This is a genomic window from Blastococcus sp. PRF04-17, assembly GCF_023016265.1.
Classification (GTDB): domain Bacteria; phylum Actinomycetota; class Actinomycetes; order Mycobacteriales; family Geodermatophilaceae; genus Blastococcus_B.
Window position 1 is genome coordinate 2,457,094 of sequence record NZ_CP095412.1, and the last position, 17,101, is coordinate 2,474,194.

Below are 17,101 nucleotides of genomic sequence, written 5' to 3' on the forward strand. Positions count from 1 at the left end.
CGTGGACCGGATGCCCACGGAACCTCCCGCCACGCTCGCGGCCTGGCTGCGCACCCGCAGCGACGAGCAGCTGAGCGCGTTGCTGGTGGCCCGTCCCGACGTGGCCCGCCCCGCGCCCTCGGACCTGGTGGCCCTGGCCAGCCGGCTCGCCGTCCCCGTGTCGGTCGACCGCGCCCTCGACGAACTGGACGCCGCGACACTGCAGGTCCTGGACGTCGTCCTGCTGGCCCAGACCGACGGCATGACGGCCGGCGACGTGGCCGCCGCGCTGCCCGACGTGCCGGACGCCGTCCTGGCGACGTCGCTGGACCGGCTGACCGGCCGGGCGCTGCTGTGGGGGGACGACGTCCTGCGAGCCCCCGATCCGGTGCGCCGCGGCGTCCGCTACCCCGCGGGCCTGGGCCGGCGCGCGACCGAGCTGCGGCTGCAGCTGCCGGCCGACCTGGCGGCCGCGGTGGCCGAGCTCGAGGCCGACGAACGGGAGGTGCTCGAGCGGCTGGCCGGGGAGCGGCCCGTGGGGCATCTGCCCGACACGGGGTCCGACGGCGCGAGGACCCCGGCTCGCCGGTTGCTGCAGAAGGGCCTGCTCGCCCGCATCGACGCCCTCAACGTCGAGCTCCCGCGGGAGCTCGGGCTGCAGCTGCGCGGCGGGCACCCGTACGGACCGCCGCGGCTGCGTCCGGAACCGGCCGCGACCAGGTCGGACACCGCGACCACCGACCGCCGGGCCGCGGGCGCGGCGCTGGAGAGCGTGGGGCGGATCGGCGAGCTGCTCGCCCTGCTCGAGGAGGAGCCCGCCGGTCTGCTGCGCAGCGGCGGTGTCGGGGTGCGGGACCAGAAGCGGCTGGCGCGGGAGCTGCACGTGCCCGAGCCGGAGGCCGGCTGGCTGCTGGAGCTGGCCTACGCGGCGGGACTGCTCGACGTGGGCGGCGCGCACCGCGACGAGTGGCTGCCCACCCGCGCCTACGACCTCTGGCGGGAACAGGACCTGGCCGACCGCTGGGCGGTGCTGGCGGCCGGCTGGCTGGCCGCGACCCGGCTGCCCTCGCTCGTCGGCCAGCGAGACGTCGCGGGCAAGGCCGCGAACCCGCTCTCGCCGGACCTGGTGCGGCACACCGCTCCGGCGATCAGGCGCTCGGCGCTGACCCTGCTCGCCGACTACCCGGCCGGCTCGGGCCTGGCGCCCGACGACCTCGTCTCGCTGCTGCGGTGGCGGACCCCGCGGCGCGCCGACCGGCTGGCGCCGGTGCCGGCGATGCTCAGCGAGGCCGCCCGCCTCGGCGTGCTGGTCGGCGGTGTGCTGTCGACGGCCGGGCGCGGGCTGCTGAGCTCCGGCGAGGACGGCGCCGCCGACGGCATGCGGGGCCTGCTGCCCGCCCCGGTCGACCACGTGCTCGCCCAGCCGGACCTCTCGCTGGTCGCTCCGGGTCCGCTCGTCTCCGAGCTCGCCGACACCCTGGCCGTGGTCGCCGACGTCGAGTCCTCGGGCGGGGCGACGGTGTTCCGCGTGTCGGAGTCCAGCGTCCGGCGCGCCCTGGACGCCGGCTGGTCGGCGGCCGACCTGCACGACTTCTTCGCCCGCTCGTCGCGCACCCCGGTGCCGCAGGCGCTGGACTACCTGATCGACGACGTGGCGCGGCAGCACGGCCGGCTGCGGGTCGGTGCGATCGAGTCCTACGTCCGCTCCGACGACCACGGGCTGCTCTCGCAGGTGCTCAACGACCGGCGGACGGCGGCGGCCGAGCTGCGCCGGCTCGCACCCGGCGTGCTGGTCAGCGGGCTGGGCGCCGACGAGGTGCTCACCGCGCTGCGCGAGGCCGGCTACGCACCGGCCGGAGAGAACCCGGGCGGCGCCGTACTCACCCGGCCGCCGGCTCGTCCGCGCGCCGCAGGGCGCCGTCCCGGGGCCGAGCACTCGCCCGCCCCGAGGCCGCTGAACGACGACGAGCTCGACGCGACGGTCCGCCAGATGCGGGCCGGCGACGCGGCGCTGTCGGCGCGGCGGGGCGAGGCGGTGCGGCAGATCCCCGGCGTCACCACTGCGAGCACTCTCGAGCTGCTGTCCCGCGCCGTCAGCGCCGGCCTGCCGATCTGGCTGGGCTACGTCGACGCCCAGGGAGCGGCAGCCAGCGCGTGGTCCGCCCCGTGTCACTGGTCGGTGGTTTCCTCCAGGGGTACGACGAGCGCCGCGGCGAGAACAGCACGTTCGCCGTGCACCGCATCACCTCCGTCGCCCTCGTCGAGGAGGAAGCCTCGACCGCCGACGGCGGTTGAGCTCTGTGAACCCCCTGCTGTCCCCCTGCCGGAAAGGCCATCCGTGACCGACGGTCCCCTCATCGTCCAGTCGGACAAGACCCTGCTGCTCGAGGTCGACCACCCGCTGGCGAAGGACTGCCGCGCGGCGATCGCGCCGTTCGCCGAGCTGGAGCGCTCCCCCGAGCACGTGCACACCTACCGGGTGACGCCGCTCGCGCTGTGGAACGCCCGCGCCGCGGGGCACGACGCCGAGCAGGTGGTCGACGCGCTGGTGCGCTACTCCCGCTACCCGGTGCCGCACGCGCTGCTGGTCGACGTCGCCGACACGATGGACCGCTTCGGCCGGTTGACCCTGGCCAACAACCCGGTGCACGGGCTGGTGCTCACCACGTCGGACCGGGCGGTGCTGGAGGAGGTCGTCCGCTCGAAGCGGGTCGCCCCGATGCTGGGCGCCCGCATCGACGAGGACACCGTCGTCGTCCACCCGTCGGAGCGCGGCCGGCTCAAGCAGGCGCTGCTCAAGGTCGGCTGGCCGGCCGAGGACCTCGCCGGCTACGTCGACGGCCAGGCGCACCCGATCGAGCTCGACCAGTCCGGCTGGCACCTGCGCGACTACCAGCAGGAGGCGGTGGAGGGCTTCTGGGCCGGCGGCTCGGGCGTCGTCGTCCTCCCCTGCGGGGCCGGGAAGACGCTGGTCGGTGCCGCGGCGATGGCCGAGGCGAAGGCGACCACGCTGATCCTGGTCACCAACACCGTCGCCGGACGGCAGTGGAAGCGCGAGCTGATCGCCCGCACGTCGCTGACCGAGGAGGAGATCGGCGAGTACTCGGGCGAGCGCAAGGAGATCCGCCCGGTCACCATCGCGACCTACCAGGTGATCACCACCCGCCGGAAGGGCGAGTACCGCCACCTGGACCTGTTCGACGCCCAGGACTGGGGTCTGATCGTCTACGACGAGGTGCACCTGCTGCCCGCGCCGATCTTCCGGCTGACCGCCGACCTGCAGTCCCGCCGCCGGCTGGGCCTCACGGCCACGCTGGTCCGCGAGGACGGTCGTGAGGACGACGTCTTCTCGCTGATCGGACCGAAGCGCTACGACGCGCCCTGGCGGGACATCGAGGCGCAGGGATACATCGCACCGGCCGAGTGCATCGAGGTGCGGGTCTCCCTGGACGACGAGGAGCGGATGACCTACGCGGTCGCCGAGCCCGAGGAGCGGTACCGGATCGCGGCGACCGCCGCGTCCAAGCTTCCGGTCATCCGCCGCGTGCTCGACCGGCACCCCGACGCGCAGAAGCTGGTGATCGGCGCCTACCTCGACCAGCTCGAGGAACTCGGCCGGGCACTCGACGCCCCGGTGATCCAGGGATCCACCACCAACCGCGAGCGGGAGAAGCTCTTCGACGCCTTCCGCGCCGGGGAGATCAAGACGCTGGTCGTCTCCAAGGTCGCGAACTTCTCGATCGACCTGCCGGAGGCCGCCGTCGCCGTCCAGGTGTCGGGCACGTTCGGCTCGCGACAGGAGGAGGCGCAGCGGCTCGGCCGGGTGCTGCGCCCCAAGGCCGACGGCCGGCAGGCGCACTTCTACACGGTGGTCAGCCGCGACACCCTCGACTCCGAGTACGCCGCGCACCGGCAGCGCTTCCTCGCCGAGCAGGGGTACGCGTACACGATCGTCGACGCCGCCGACCTGGCCGGCATCGGCGAGGTCAACGGCCCCGACTGGGTGGACGGGCCGGCCGACTGACTGACTCGGCTCCAGTGGAACCGCCGTCCGCCGATCCTCTGCCCGTGCGGTCCGGTTCATCTCGACGTCCCTGGTGGGCGATCGGGTTCCTGACGCTCGGCAGCCTCTGGATGCTCCTCGTCGGCTGTCTGTTCCTCACCGGCTACTGGGCGACCGTCACGGTGACCGACGGGGCCGGCGCCGGCTTCTGCGACGTCGTCTGGGAGGACCCGTCCGGGCGTCGGCTCAGCGGGGAGTCCGACTGCCATGACGAGCCGCCGGGCAGCCGGTTCGAGGTCCGGGTGTCGGGGTGGCCGGACGCCGGCGAGCCGACGCTCACGGGGACCTACGTGGGCATGGGGCTCGCCGTCGGCCTGCCGCCGTCGATCCTCGGCGGGGGGCGACTCGTCCAGCTCGCGTGGCGACGACGCCTGAGGTCCGCCCCGGAGCTGGAGACGCGGACGGCGCTTGAGGGCTTCGGCCGCGCGCTCGAAGACCCCCGCACGGCCACCGCGATGCGGCAGGCCCGCCGGCGCGCATGGGCGCTCGCCGGCCTGGGTGCGGTGGGCATCGGCGGGGTCGTCGTCGCCTTCTCCGTGGACATCGGGGCAGACGACGAGCTACGGCGGACCGGGGTGACCACGGTCGGGACCGTCGAGTGGGTGGAGCCGGACTCGAAGTGGAGCGACGGCGCAGCCTCGGTGCGCTTCACCGCTGGAGGTTCCACGGAGTCCCGCGACGTGACTCTGGGGGGCTTCGCGGCCGACTACGTGGCGGGCGACGTCGTGGACGTCTGGTACGACCCCGCCGATCCCGACCGCTTCATCATCGATGACGCGCTGTACGGACCGGACTGGACGGGGTGGGTCCTGGTGCCGGCGCTGGTTCTCGCCCTCCTGGCGCCCTTCGGGTTCGTCCGACTGACCAGGTCCCAGGACATGTCGCGCCTGCTGGACTCCCGTTCCTGGGCGCGGGTACGGGTGGACGTCACGGACCTGCAGGACCGGTTGAGATTCACCACCGTCGACGGCTCCGACTGGCGGACCGGTCGGTACTGGCTGTGGTTGCCACACTGGGCAGGGCACGATCCCACCGGGGCCGCCGAGGACGAGCTGGCCTGGTGGGTGTCCGACGGGGCCACCGCCGTCTTCTCCCCTGATCCGGGCAGGGTGCTGGTTCTCGCGCGGCGCCGCTGACTCCGCCGACGAACAGTGGACGAGTGCTCATTCCGCCGAGAGCAGCTGGTCCACGGTGCCGACCGGGACGACGCCGTCCGCCCTGGCGCGGGCTGCGGGATCGACGCTGACGAAGAAGTCCGCCTGCAGCCGGGTGAGCGCCAGGTACTCGGCAGCACTCGTCGAGTCGAGGCCGTGCTCCCGCGCGATCTTCCAGGCGACGGCCCGGGAGACGCGGTCGCCGAGGAGGCGCACCTTGATGCCGGTCATCGCCTCGTGCCGGTCCAACGCCTCCTCCTCGGTCAGCTCCCCACGCCGCACGGCGGCGTAGAGCAGGTCCAGCGCGTGTGAGCGGAGTCCCTGGGGGGCGACCAGCTGGTGCTCAGGCGCCACGGTCAGCCCGTCGGCCACCAGGCGCAGCAGCGTGGCCGCGTCGATCACGAACCGGGTCATGCGGCCACACGGTAGGTGGGCGAGTCACGAAGCGTCCCCTTCCCGTCGCGCCTCCGGATGCCGTGGCCGACCGCTCCGCCTCCCTCCGGGACATCTGGGAGTCCCGTGACCGACGGGAGTGACGAGCCGGTCCGTTCCGGACATGACGATCGCCACACCCGCCGCGCGACGACCGTCTTTCTGCAGGTCAGCGCGGTACGCGCGGACGGCCATACGTGGCGGCGACCGGGGCGCGCGGCAGGCGACCGCTGGGCGTGTCTCCCCCGGGCCACGCAGAATGGCTCCCGACATGGGGAGTTCAACACGAGCGGCGGCCTCGAGCCCGCAGACGTCCAGCCGACCGCTCCGGGCCTGGCAGCAGGCGGCCCTCGAGAGCTACGAGCAGCAGTCACCGAAGGACTTCCTGGTCACCGCGACCCCGGGCGCCGGCAAGACGACCTTCGCCCTCACGCTGGCGGCGCGGCTGCTGCAGCGACGGGAGGTCGCCCGCATCGTCGTCGTCGCCCCGACCGACCACCTGCGCCTCCAGTGGGCCGAGGCGGCCGACCTGATGGGCATCGTGCTCGACCCGAACCTGACCAACGCCGTCGGACCGGTGCGCGCCGGCACGCAGGGTTACGTCACCACCTACGCGCAGGTCGCAGGCAAGCCGATGCTGCACGCGGCCCGCGCCACGGCGGTCAAGACGCTGGTGATCCTCGACGAGGTGCACCACGCCGGCGACGGTCTCTCGTGGGGCGAGGCGGTCGAGGAGGCCTTCGGTTTCGCCGCTCGCCGGCTCTGCCTGACCGGAACGCCGTTCCGCACCAAGGCCGACGAGCGCATCCCCTTCGTGCGCTACGAGGAGGACAGCTTCGAAGGGGACGACGGCGAGGGCGGGATCGGCCTGGTCAGCCGAGCCGACTACACCTACGGCTACAAGGAGGCGCTGGCCGACAGCGTGGTCCGGCCGGTCGTCTTCGCCGCCTACACCGGCACCTCCCGCTGGCGGAACTCCGCGGGTGAAGTGGTCGCCGCGTCGCTGTCGGAGGCGGGCACCCGGTCGGTGGAGATGCAGGCCTGGCGCACCGCGCTGGACCCGAAGGGCCAGTGGGTGCCGCACGTCATCGCCGCCATGGACGACCGGATCAGTCACCTGCGCGAGAACGGCATGCCGGACGCCGCCGGGCTGATCCTCGCCAGCGACCAGGACGACGCCCGCGCCTACGCCAAGATCGTCCGGCGCGTGACCGGCAAGGCGCCGGAGCTGATCCTGTCCGACGACCCGAAGGCGTCGAAGAAGATCGAGCGCTTCTCGGTCGGCTCGGCCCGCATCGCGGTGTGCGTGCGGATGATCTCCGAGGGCGTGGACGTCCCACGGGCCGCCGTCCTGGCCTGGATGACCTCGTACCGGACGCCGCTGTTCTTCGCGCAGGCCGTGGGCCGCGTCGTCCGCGCGCGGGCGTCCCACGAGTCGGCGACCGTCTTCCTGCCCGCCGTCCGGCCGCTGCTGGCGCTGGCCGCCGCCATGGAGGAGCAGCGCAACCACGTCATGCCGCCGCCCAAGACCGAGCAGGGCGACGAGCTGGACCTCGAGCCGCTGCCGCCCAAGGAGAAGGATCCCGACGGGCTCACGCAGTGGAGGCGCTCGAGGCCGACGCCCGGTTCGCGCACGTCCTGCACAGCGGGACGGCGCACACCGGCGAGGGCTCGGGCCCGGTCCTCGTCGAGCCCGAGGACGAGGAGTTCCTCGGCATCCCCGGCCTGCTCACACCCGCCCAGACCGCCGAGCTGCTCGCGAAGCGGGACGACGAGCTGCGGCTGCGCATCGCGCAGTCCCACCGGACCGAGGACGGCGGCGAGTTCATGCTCGTCGAGGACCACCCCGACGAGGACGACGCCGGCCGGTCGTGGCGCGACGCCGCGGAGCTCCGCCGGGAGATCAACCGCCTGGTGTCACGGGTGGCCGCTCGCAGCTCGCAGCCCCACGCGGTGATCCACACCCAGCTGCGGCAGTCGGTGCCCGGCCCGCCGTCGGCGTCCGCCTCCGTGGACGTCCTCCGCGCCCGCCGCGAGCGCCTCCGCACGATGCTGTGACATCGCGATCCTCCGGATCGCACCGCGGCCAGGAGCCGTCCCCATGACCGCGGAGCCGTTCCATCGCGCCTGCGCGAAGCCCTCCGGGCCTCACTCGGCGCGATCTGCGGCAGCTAGGGCAGAAGGCCGCGCTGGGCGGCGATGGCCACCGCTTCCGTCCGGCTGCTGGCGCCGAGCTTGGCGATGATGTTGCTGACGTGCACGCTGGCCGTCTTCTCGCTGATGTACAGCTCGCTACCGATCTGCCGGTTCGTCCGGCCCTGCGCGAGCCGGGCCAGCACCTCGATCTCGCGCGGGGTGAACACGACCGACGCGTCGGCGGGACGGGCCGCAGCCACGCCGATGTCGAGCCGGCCCCGCCGGGCGAGTGCCTCGACCGCCTCGCGCAGTGGCGCGGCGCCCAGGCGCACCGCGACCTCGTGCGCCGCCTTCGCCTCGACCGCGGCCTCCTCACGCTCCCCCGCCGCGAGCAGCGCCTCGGCCAGCCGCCACCGAGAACGCGCTTCCTCGTACACGTGCCCGAAGGCGAACGCGTCGACCGCGGCGCGCCACAACCCGACCGCCGTGTCCCCGTGCAGCCGGGCGCCCTCCGCCGCCACCCGTGCCTGCCAGGCCTGCGCCTCCACGCCCATGGTGGCGCCGTAGTTGCGCTCGTAGACCTCGACCGCGGAACCGGCGGCGTCGAGGAGCTCCTGCCCCGCCTCCACCCACCCCCCGGCGCCCACCGTGTCGCCGGTCCGGCGGGCCGCGGCCGCGGCGTCCCCCACCGGCTGGAGCGCAGTGCCGACGAGGCGCAGCACGCCGAGGTGGTCGTCGTCCCACTCCTGCTGCAGTCGCCGGCAGGTCGCGCGCGCGACGTCGACCGCGGTCCGCGCGTCGCCCTCCCACGCCGCCAGGTCGACCTCCGACGCCGCCGTGACCAGGTCCAGCAGGATGTGGGCGCTCAGCCGTGGGATGAGCCCCCGAGCCCACTCCACGCGCTCGCGGGCCGAGGGGTCACCCCGCCCGACGAGGACGAGGAGCCCGTCGGCCCGGACGTGCGCCGACATCTCCGGCACCCGGGCCAGCACGTCGGCCTCGGCCAGGCTCTCGTCCCAGGCGCCGGTCATGTAGAGGGCCGTCACGTGCAGGTGGCGCACCTCGGCCGCGTAGTAGGACCACTCGGCCCCCAGGTCACGGGCCCGCGCTGTGCCCCGCCGGGTCCAGCTCAGTGTCCGGTCGATGTCGCCCGCCTCGAAAGCGACGGTGGCGAGGTTGTAGAGCACCCGCATCTCGACCTCGACGTCGCCCGACCGACGGGCCCGGTCCAGCGCCTCGTCGAGGCGGGCACGCACCACTGCCGGGTCGGCTCCGGGCCGCGCCCGGACCTGCGTGACCGCGGTGTCCGACCAGGCGCCGTCGAAGCCCAGCGCGTCGGCCGCGGCGAGCGCCTCCTCGGCGGCGGCCTCCGCCTCCTCCATCGCGCCGACCGAGTAGGCCATCCGCGCGTGGGTCGCCGCGGCCCACGTGCGCTCCTTCGACGGCGGTTGCGCCGGCACGAGTGCCATGGCCGCGGCGCTCTCCCGGTACGCACCGGCGACGTCCTTGACCCGGACCATGGCCTGGGCCAGCGTGTAGTGGACCCGCGCCCGCACGGCCGGGTCGGCATCGGGGCCGAGCACCTGGAGGGCGGACCGCAGGAGCGCGACGGCACGCTGCGGTTCCCCGACCATCCGCGCCGCGGCGGCGGTCTCCAGCAGCAGCGCCACCTGGTCGCGGCCGGCGCGGTCCGCGGCGTCGGGCACGGCCGACCACAGTGCCAGAGCTCCCTCGAGATGCTGCAGTTGCTCGGCGGGCGCACCGAGACCACGGGCTGCGGCCGCGGCTTCCAGGGAGGCGCTGAAGGCGCCGGGCAGGTCGTTGCTCTCCCGCGCGTGGTGCGCGAGCTCGGCGGCCGTGCCCGCGCCGGGCTGGGCGGTGAGGTAGGCGGCGATGGCCGCGTGCAGGCGAACCCGCTCGCCCGGCAGGAGGTCGGCGAGCACCGCCTCGCGCAGCAGCGCGTGCCGGAAGCGGTAGCGACCGTCGTCCGAGATGACCAGCAGGTGGTGGTGCACCGACTCCGCGAGCGCCGCCTCCAGATCGGCGTCGCCCAGCCCGCCGACGGCGGCCACGAGCTCGTGGCGCACCCGGCGACCGGCGACCGCCGCGATCTTCAGCACCTGCTGGGCCGCGGGCGAGCGCTGCTCGACGCGGGCCAGCAGGACGTCGGTCAGGGCCAGCGGCAGCGCTTGGCCGTGCAACCCCGCTGCCAGCAGCTCCTCCGCGTAGAAGGCGTTCCCCTCGGCGCGGGCCACGACGTCGGCGATCGTGGACTCGGACAGCGACCCGGCGTGCCCGGCGAGGCGGCGGACGAGTGCCCGGACCTCGGCGTCGGGCAGAGGGCTCAGCTCGAGGCGCTCGACACTCGGCAGCCGCACCAGTTCGGCGAGCAGCGGCCGCAGGGGATGCCGGCGGTGCAGGTCGTCGGCCCGGTAGGAGGCGACGAGGGCCACCGGCTCGTCGGACAGCCGGGCCAGGAGGTAGCGCAGCAGGTCGCGGCTGGACCGGTCGGCCCAGTGGACGTCCTCCAGCACGACCAGCAGCGGCCCGGAGGACGCCAGCTCGCAGATGAGCCCGGCGACGGACTCGAACAACTGCAGCCGACCGTCGTCGACCGGTTGCGGCGCCGCGCGGTGCGGCAGCGGCCGGCTCAGATCGCGCCCCTCCGCCACCGCCGGGACCGACACCGGGCGCCCGGCCAGCAGCGCCGCGAGCACGGGATTCGCCGCAGCGTTCGGCGCCAGCGAGGGATCGGCCGCCACCGGCCGCAGCAGGTCGACGAAGGGCAGGTGGGGCAGGCCGACGTCGCCGAGGTCGACGCAGTGGCCGGTGAGCACCCGCACCCCGCGGTCGGCGGCGCGCGTGGTGAGTTCGTCGAGCAGGCGGGTCTTGCCCACCCCTGCGTCGCCGGCCAGCAGGACCGCGGTGGACCGCCCCGCGGCCGCGCGGTCGACGTGCGCCAGCAGGCGGGCCAGCTCCTCTGCCCGCCCCACGAGCGGCGCGTCGTCCCAGCGTGGCACGTCGTCGATCGTGGCACGGACCACTGACGGGCCGGGCCCGGTGCCCGCCGGGGCGGCGGGCGCGATCAGCGCGCCCGCCGCCGGTTGCGGAACCAGCTGCCGCGGGTGGTGCGGGTGCCGCGACCGGCAGCCTTGAGCACCTCGCGCCGGTACGCCAGCTCCGCGTCGAGTGCCGGGTTGCTGTAGTGCAGCGTCATCGCCGTGTCCTCTCGGGTGTGCCAGGCGGCTCCTGGCGACGGGGACCACGGTCGTGCTGAGGTGGTGCGCCCGGCATCGGGCGATCACGCAGTTCTCGCCGTCCCGGCGGATCTGAGGCTGTGACCAGCCCCTTAGGTACACCCGATGGAGGGATGGGGCGGGTGGCGGCCGGTTTGGACCGACCGGTCCGGGGCACGCCCCACCTGCGGCGACCGCCGCCGGTCCGGCACGCCCGCAGGGCAGGCGGAACCGTGATGAAGGGAGTCAAGAGATGCGGCTCGGAACTGCCATCGTGCTGCTCGCCCTCGGCGCGATCCTCACCTTCGCGCTGCGGGTCGACGTGAGCGGTGTCGACCTGCAGGTGGTCGGCTGGATCCTGATGATCGTCGGCGCGCTGGGCATCGTGCTGGAGATGGCCGTGTGGGGCCCTCGCTCCCGCCGTCGCGTCACCCAGACCGAGGGGTACGGCGCGCCGGCGTCCGGCCCGGTCCAGCGGACCACCACCGACGAGACCTACTGACCCCGCACGTCGAGAGCCCCCGTCCGGCCGGACGGGGGCTCTCGTGCGTTCGGGGTCCGGACCGGATGACGGCCGCCTCGCGGCGAGATGCACAACACGGCTCCAGGCCCCCGACCGAGGTCGGGGCGGTAGTCCGTGAAGGCGGTAACCAAATGGCACCCGGGGGCACGATGCACCCGGCCCGGACATCCACGAGGCTACTCCGCCCCGAGGACGACTCGCGTCGGGCCGAGTGGGGCCCGGAGGGTCCCGCGCAGGCCCGAGTGCGGGGCTCCACGCAGCTGGGAGACGGCACCTGGCCGCGGTGCTGTCCGGAGGACACCAGTTCAGTTCAGCCCGCGGTCGTCCTGCTTGAGCGCCGTGTCCACGGTGAGGGCCGAGGCGATCACCAGGCTGCCCAGCGGCTCGGGCAACCGATAGTGCACCAGGACGACGTACCGGTCGGCCGTCGTGAACAGCGTGCGGGCCAGGCCCTCCCACGTCTTGGTGATCCTGGCGACCTCCACCCCTGCCGCGTCGGTGATCGCGAAGTCCCAGGCCCGCCAGTTCTCCGCCTGGATCGCGCCGACGAGCTGCCCGTTCGCGACCAGGTCGAAGCGGATCCTGCCGAAGACGTTGGCCTGCACGATCTCGCCGATCGGCGCACCGTCGGGCCGCTCCACGACGACCCGCGACTTCATCACCTTGGCCGGCCGGGTCAGCACCAGCACCGGGCCGCGGGCGTCCCGGACCTCCAGCCGGTGGGTCAGGAACTGGTCGAGGTTCGAGAGCAGCCGCACCGCCTTCTTCAGCGAGCTCTGTCCCACCTGGACGACGGCGCCGATCTGCCGGCCCTCGCCGTCCATGACCGCGTACTCGTTCGTGAGCTCGACGAGCTTCGTCTTCTGCGACACGATCAGCACCGGCTGCTCGTACAACGACGGCCCGTGCTGCACCGGGACGGGCGGCGGAGGAACCTGGACCGGTGCGGCGGGCCGCTGGACGTGGTCGGTCCAGCCCTGCCCGTCCCACCAGCGGGCGCCTGCTCCACCGGCGGGGTCGGGGTACCAGCCCGGCGGGGGCGGCGGCTGCGTCACGGCGGTCAAGCTAGCGCGTGCCAGACTCCGGCCATGTCTCAGGCAGGGCCCGAACTCACCAATCCGGAGGCCCGCGTGCTCTCCGCGGTGGACGAGGGCTGGGTGGTCGACCGCCTGTCACAGCTGATCGCGATCCCGTCGGTCGACGGCACCGATGCCGAGGTGGAGGTCCAGCACGTCCTCGCCGGCTGGCTGCGCGAGCTCGACTGCGACGTCGACGTGTGGCAGATCGACCTCGATGAGGCGGCCACCGCAGCCGACGCACCGGGTCAGGAGGTCGACCGCATCGAGGCCTGGGGCGTGGTCGGCACCATGCCCGCGGCCGAGGCCGGCAGGCCCGCGCTGGTCCTGTCCGGCCACACGGACGTCGTCCCGCCGGGGGACCTGTCGCTGTGGGACGGCGACCCGTTCGTCCCGCGCCTGGTCGACGGGGCGATCCACGGCCGCGGTGCCTGCGACATGAAGGCCGGCGTGGTCGCCTCGCTGGCCGCCGTGGCCGCGCTGCGGACGGCAGGCGTGCGGCTGGTCCGGCCGCTGGCGGTGCACGGGGTCGTCGGCGAGGAGGACGGCGGTCTCGGCGCCTGGGCCGCCATCCGGCGCGGCCACCTGGGCGACCTGTGCGTGATCCCCGAGCCGACCGCGCAGGCCGTCGTGACCGCGCACGCCGGGGCGCTCACCTTCCGGCTGGAGGTGACCGGCCGCGCGGCGCACGCCGCGATGCGCGACCGCGGCGTGAGCGCCGTCGAGCTGTTCGCCCACGTGCACGCGCGGCTGCAGGAGTTCGAGGCCGAGCGGCAGGAGGGCGCCGATCCGCGTTTCGGGGAGGCGCCCTACCCCTACGGCCTGTCCATCGGTCGCCTCCAGGCCGGTGACTGGGCCAGCTCGGTGCCCGATCGCCTCGTGGCCGACGGGCGGTACGGCGTCCGGCTGGGCGAGCCGGTGGCCGAGGCGCGGGCGGCGCTCGAGGTCCGGCTGGCCGGAATCTGCGAGGGCCACCCGTGGCTGGCCGAGCACCCCGTGCGGCTCACCTGGATCGGCGGCAGCTTCGCCAGCGGACAGCTCCCTCCGGGCCACCCGCTGCTGCCGGCGGTGCGCAGCGCCGTGGCCGACGCCGGCGGCGGGATGCCGCAGGAGCGTGCGGTCGCCGCCGGCACCGACCTGCGGCAGTACGCCGCGGCCGGGGTCCCGACGCTGCACTACGGCCCGGGCGACCTCCGCCTCGCGCACGGACCGATGGAGAAGGTGCCGGTGGCCGAGGTGGTCACCGCGGCCCGGGCGTTCGCGCTGCTGGCCGTGCGGTCGTGCGGGGTGCGGTGATGGGGCCGGTCGACTTCGAGGCGTGGGCGACCGTCGCGGGAGACTCCCCCACGTCGCGCACCGAGTGGGCGTTCCTCGTCGGCGCCTGGAGCGAGCCGCACCGGCGCTACCACGACCTCGCGCACCTGGCCGCCGTCCTCGGGCTGGTCGACCGGCTGGCCGACGCCGCCGACGACCCGGACGCCGTCCGGCTGGCCGCCTGGTACCACGACGTGGCCTACGACCCCGGACGGACCGACAACGAGCAGGTCAGCGCGGAGCGGGCTCGCGTCGGGCTGCGCGGCCTGGTGACCGACGAGCGGGTGGAGGAGGTTGCCCGGCTGGTGCTGCTGACCGCCGGTCACGACCCCGAGCCCGGCGACGCCGACGGCGCCGTCCTGTGCGACGCGGACCTCGCCGTCCTCGCCAGCCCGCCCGACGCCTACGCGGCCTACGCGTCGGCGATCCGCCTCGAGTACGGCCACCTCTCCGACGAGGAGTTCACCTCCGGCCGCATCGCCGTCCTGGAGCGGCTGCTGGCCCTGCCCTCGCTCTACCGGCTGCCCGCGGTGGCGGAGGACTGGACGCCGCGCGCGCGAGCGAACATGACCGCCGAGCTCAGCCTGCTCCGGAGCCGCGCTTCGGGCGGCGCAGCCCCGCCTTCTGCAACCGGCTGAGCAGCTCCCGCGCCCCGACCGGCTCGGCGCCGGCCGAGACCGCGATGTCGTAGAGGTCCTCGGGGACGTCGTAGTGATCGCCCTGGAACGCCCGCCGCGGGATGCCCAGCTCGGCGGCGACGAAAGTGTGCAGCTCGTCGTAGGACTCGTCGCTGACCAGGTGCGACCACCGCCGCCCCCGCCACGGCCAGACGGGGGTGTCGATCAGCACGGCCACGGGTGGCAGTCTGCCCGGCCCGGCTAGCGTCGACGCCGTGAGCAACGAGATCCGCTGGGGAGTCGTCGGGCCGGGTCGCATCGCGGAGAAGGTGGTCGCCGACTTCGCGGTGGTCGACGGGGCGCGGTCGGTCGCCGTCGCGTCCCGCTCCCTCGAGCGGGCGGAGGGGTTCGCGGCGCGGCACGGCCTCGATCGTGCCTACGGCTCGTACGCGGAGATCGTGGCCGACCCCGATGTCGACGTCCTCTACGTCGCCACGCCGCACCCGCAGCACCACGCCGTCGCGCTCGCCGCCCTCGACGCCGGCAAGGCGCTGCTGGTGGAGAAGGCGTTCACCGCGACCACTGCCGGAGCGACGGAGGTGGTCGACCGCGCGCGGGCCACGGGGCTGTTCGTCATGGAGGCGATGTGGACGCGGTTCCAGCCGGCCGTCGTCGCGCTGCGTGAGCTGATCGCCGACGGCGCGATCGGTGAGGTGCGCTCGGTCCAGGCCGACCTCGGGATCGCACCGGAGTACGACCCGGCGGACCGGCTGTTCGACCTGGCTCTGGGCGGCGGCGCCCTGCTCGACGTGGGCGTCTACGTGGTCTCGTTCGCGCAGATGCTGCTCGGGACCCCGGAGCGGGTCCTCGCCACCGGGTCGCTTTTCCCCTCGGGGGCCGACGCCGACGCCCAGTTGCTGGTCGAGTTCGCCGACGGACGGGCGGCGACGCTCATGACCTCCCTGCGCACCGCGCTGCCCGGCCAGGCCCGCGTCTTCGGGACGGCGGGCTGGATCGACGTCCTCCCCCGCTTCCACCACCCCGACACGATCGTGCTGCACCGCGTCGGCGCCGAGCCGGAGACGATCACGCGGCGTCCGCTGGGTGCCGGGTACGCCCACGAGCTGATCGAGGTCACCGACGGCGTGCGGGCCGGGCGGACGGAGAGCGCGGTCATGCCGCTCGCCGACACCCTCGCCGTCCAGGCGCTGCTGGGGGAGGCCGCGGAGCAGATCGGCGTCCGGCACGCCGAGGACACGAGGGTCCTGGGCTAGGCGGTCGCCGGCAGCCCCGGGGTCTTCTGGGCCGGGTCCCAGGCGAGCCCGGTGGCCTGGTCGGCGGTGGGGACGCGGGTCGGCGTCCCCCCGGCGCGCTGGACGGCGTCGGCGAAGCGGACGGCGTCGATGACCGCGTTGCAGCCCGGGTCGTTGTTGAAGTAGACGAGGACGTCCTCGTCGTCGGTCCAGGTGGCCGCCAGCCGGTCGGCCCACAGCTGCAAGGTCCCGCCCCCGTAGCCCCAGCCGTCGGCCCCGTGGTGGAAGCGCAGGTAACCCCAGTCGGCGGTCCGCCACAGCGGCGCGACCGGCCGCTCGTCGCGGTCGGCCCAGCACAGCGCCGCGCCATACCGCTCGAGCAGCCCGCGGATCTCGTCGGTCCACCAGCTCTCGTGCCGCGGTTCGACCGCCACCCGGGTGCCGCCGGGGAAGCGGGCGAGGCAGTCGCGCAGCAGGTCGGTGTCGGCCTTCAGCGTGGGGGGCAGCTGCAGCAGGATCGTGTCGAGCTTCGGCCCGAGACCGGCGGCCCGCTCCATCAGCCGGGCGACCGGCTCCTCCGGCTCGCGCAGCCGCTTGATGTGGGTGAGGAAGCGGCTGGCCTTCACCGCCCAGCGGAAGTCCGCCGGCGTCCGCTCGTGCCACTTCCGGAAGGTCTCGAGCTCGGGCAGCCGGTAGAACGCGTTGTTGCTCTCGACCGTGGCGAAGTACTGGATGTAGTGCTCGAGCCACAGCCGCTGCGGCAGCTTCGGCGGGTAGAAGGCGCCGCGCCAGTCGCGGTACTGCCAGCCCGACGTCCCGATGATCACGGTCACGGGGTGTCGCCTACCCTCCGCAGTCATGGCTGACGCACCGGCTCGGTTCAAGGACCTCTGCCTCGACGCCCGTGACCACCAGACGCTGGCCGACTGGTGGTGCGTCGCGCTGGGTTACGTGCGTCGCGACGAGGTGGAACCGCCGGAGGACGACTGGACCCGCCCGTCCGACTGGCCGGTGCCGATCGTCGACCCCTCGGGTGCCGGGCCGCTGATGTGGATCGTGCCGGTGCCCGAGCCGAAGATCGTCAAGAACCGGATGCACTTCGACGTCATCGGCGACACGAACGCCCTGCTCACGCTGGGTGCCACGCTCATCCGGCCCCGGGACGTCGACACCACGCCCAACTACGCCATCGAGTGGGACGTGCTCGCCGACCCCGAGGGCAACGAGTTCTGCGTCTTCTCGCCCGAGTGATCGCCTGACCGCGCTTCCGGGGTCTCGTGCACGCTCCGGGAGTCCTGCAGGACTCCAGAAGCATGCA

At 74.3% G+C, this 17,101-nt stretch carries 14 protein-coding genes; 8 read left to right on the forward strand and 6 right to left on the reverse strand.

Annotated elements, in window-relative coordinates; genetic code table 11:
- Positions 1-10 precede the first annotated feature (10 nt).
- Both MVA48_RS12510 and MVA48_RS12515 read left to right on the forward strand, forming a co-directional pair.
- Positions 11-4,003: a DNA repair helicase XPB gene (locus MVA48_RS12510; protein WP_246980799.1), complete on the forward strand. Its 3,993-nt coding sequence runs from the start codon at positions 11-13 to the stop codon at positions 4,001-4,003.
- 44 nt (positions 4,004-4,047) lie between these two features.
- Complete coding sequence (locus MVA48_RS12515; RefSeq protein ID WP_246980801.1) at positions 4,048-5,178, forward strand: DUF3592 domain-containing protein; 1,131 nt, start codon at positions 4,048-4,050, stop codon at positions 5,176-5,178.
- 27 nt (positions 5,179-5,205) lie between these two features.
- On the opposite strand, the gene MVA48_RS12520 is transcribed toward MVA48_RS12515, so the two are convergent.
- Positions 5,206-5,610: a hypothetical protein gene (locus MVA48_RS12520; RefSeq protein WP_246980802.1), complete on the reverse strand. Its 405-nt coding sequence runs from the start codon at positions 5,608-5,610 to the stop codon at positions 5,206-5,208.
- A gap of 289 nt (positions 5,611-5,899) precedes the next feature.
- Here MVA48_RS12520 and MVA48_RS12525 point away from each other — a divergent pair, with 289 nt between their 5' ends.
- Positions 5,900-7,585: a DEAD/DEAH box helicase gene (locus tag MVA48_RS12525; RefSeq protein ID WP_246980803.1), complete on the forward strand. Its 1,686-nt coding sequence runs from the start codon at positions 5,900-5,902 to the stop codon at positions 7,583-7,585.
- 214 nt (positions 7,586-7,799) lie between these two features.
- Here the strand turns inward: MVA48_RS12525 and MVA48_RS12530 are convergent, their stop codons facing one another.
- Both MVA48_RS12530 and MVA48_RS23470 read right to left on the reverse strand, forming a co-directional pair.
- The gene (locus tag MVA48_RS12530; RefSeq protein ID WP_246980804.1) at positions 7,800-10,784 is read right to left on the reverse strand and encodes a helix-turn-helix transcriptional regulator; all 2,985 of its coding nucleotides are present in this window, start codon (positions 10,782-10,784) and stop codon (positions 7,800-7,802) included.
- Positions 10,785-10,849: 65 nt separating this feature from the next.
- Positions 10,850-10,981: a hypothetical protein gene (locus MVA48_RS23470; RefSeq protein ID WP_256461066.1), complete on the reverse strand. Its 132-nt coding sequence runs from the start codon at positions 10,979-10,981 to the stop codon at positions 10,850-10,852.
- A gap of 272 nt (positions 10,982-11,253) precedes the next feature.
- Between MVA48_RS23470 and MVA48_RS12535 the strand changes: the two genes are divergently transcribed.
- The gene (locus MVA48_RS12535) at positions 11,254-11,502 is read left to right on the forward strand and encodes a DUF6458 family protein (RefSeq protein ID WP_246980805.1); all 249 of its coding nucleotides are present in this window, start codon (positions 11,254-11,256) and stop codon (positions 11,500-11,502) included.
- 326 nt (positions 11,503-11,828) lie between these two features.
- Here MVA48_RS12535 and MVA48_RS12540 read toward each other — a convergent pair whose 3' ends face one another.
- Complete coding sequence (locus MVA48_RS12540; protein WP_246980806.1) at positions 11,829-12,578, reverse strand: phospholipid scramblase-related protein; 750 nt, start codon at positions 12,576-12,578, stop codon at positions 11,829-11,831.
- A gap of 33 nt (positions 12,579-12,611) precedes the next feature.
- Between MVA48_RS12540 and MVA48_RS12545 the strand changes: the two genes are divergently transcribed.
- Positions 12,612-13,895, forward strand: coding sequence for an ArgE/DapE family deacylase (locus tag MVA48_RS12545; RefSeq protein ID WP_246980807.1), 1,284 nt, complete (start codon positions 12,612-12,614; stop codon positions 13,893-13,895).
- Positions 13,895-14,551 (forward strand): HD domain-containing protein, encoded by a 657-nt coding sequence (locus MVA48_RS12550; RefSeq protein ID WP_246980808.1) that lies wholly within the window; start codon positions 13,895-13,897, stop codon positions 14,549-14,551. The genes MVA48_RS12545 and MVA48_RS12550 overlap by 1 nt, the downstream gene beginning before the upstream one ends.
- Here the strand turns inward: MVA48_RS12550 and MVA48_RS12555 are convergent.
- On the reverse strand, positions 14,493-14,768 hold the full coding sequence (locus MVA48_RS12555) for a DUF4031 domain-containing protein (RefSeq protein ID WP_246980810.1): 276 nt from the start codon (positions 14,766-14,768) through the stop codon (positions 14,493-14,495). The two genes, MVA48_RS12550 and MVA48_RS12555, sit on opposite strands and share 59 nt — an antisense overlap.
- Before the next feature lie 37 nt (positions 14,769-14,805).
- Between MVA48_RS12555 and MVA48_RS12560 the strand changes: the two genes are divergently transcribed.
- Complete coding sequence (locus MVA48_RS12560) at positions 14,806-15,804, forward strand: Gfo/Idh/MocA family protein (RefSeq protein WP_246980812.1); 999 nt, start codon at positions 14,806-14,808, stop codon at positions 15,802-15,804.
- Here MVA48_RS12560 and MVA48_RS12565 read toward each other — a convergent pair.
- Positions 15,801-16,616, reverse strand: coding sequence for a DUF72 domain-containing protein (locus MVA48_RS12565; RefSeq protein WP_246980814.1), 816 nt, complete (start codon positions 16,614-16,616; stop codon positions 15,801-15,803). The two genes, MVA48_RS12560 and MVA48_RS12565, sit on opposite strands and share 4 nt — an antisense overlap.
- Positions 16,617-16,641: 25 nt before the next feature.
- On the opposite strand from MVA48_RS12565, the gene MVA48_RS12570 reads away from it, so the two are divergent.
- The gene (locus MVA48_RS12570) at positions 16,642-17,034 is read left to right on the forward strand and encodes a VOC family protein (protein WP_246980816.1); all 393 of its coding nucleotides are present in this window, start codon (positions 16,642-16,644) and stop codon (positions 17,032-17,034) included.
- The last annotated feature ends 67 nt before the right edge of the window (positions 17,035-17,101 follow it).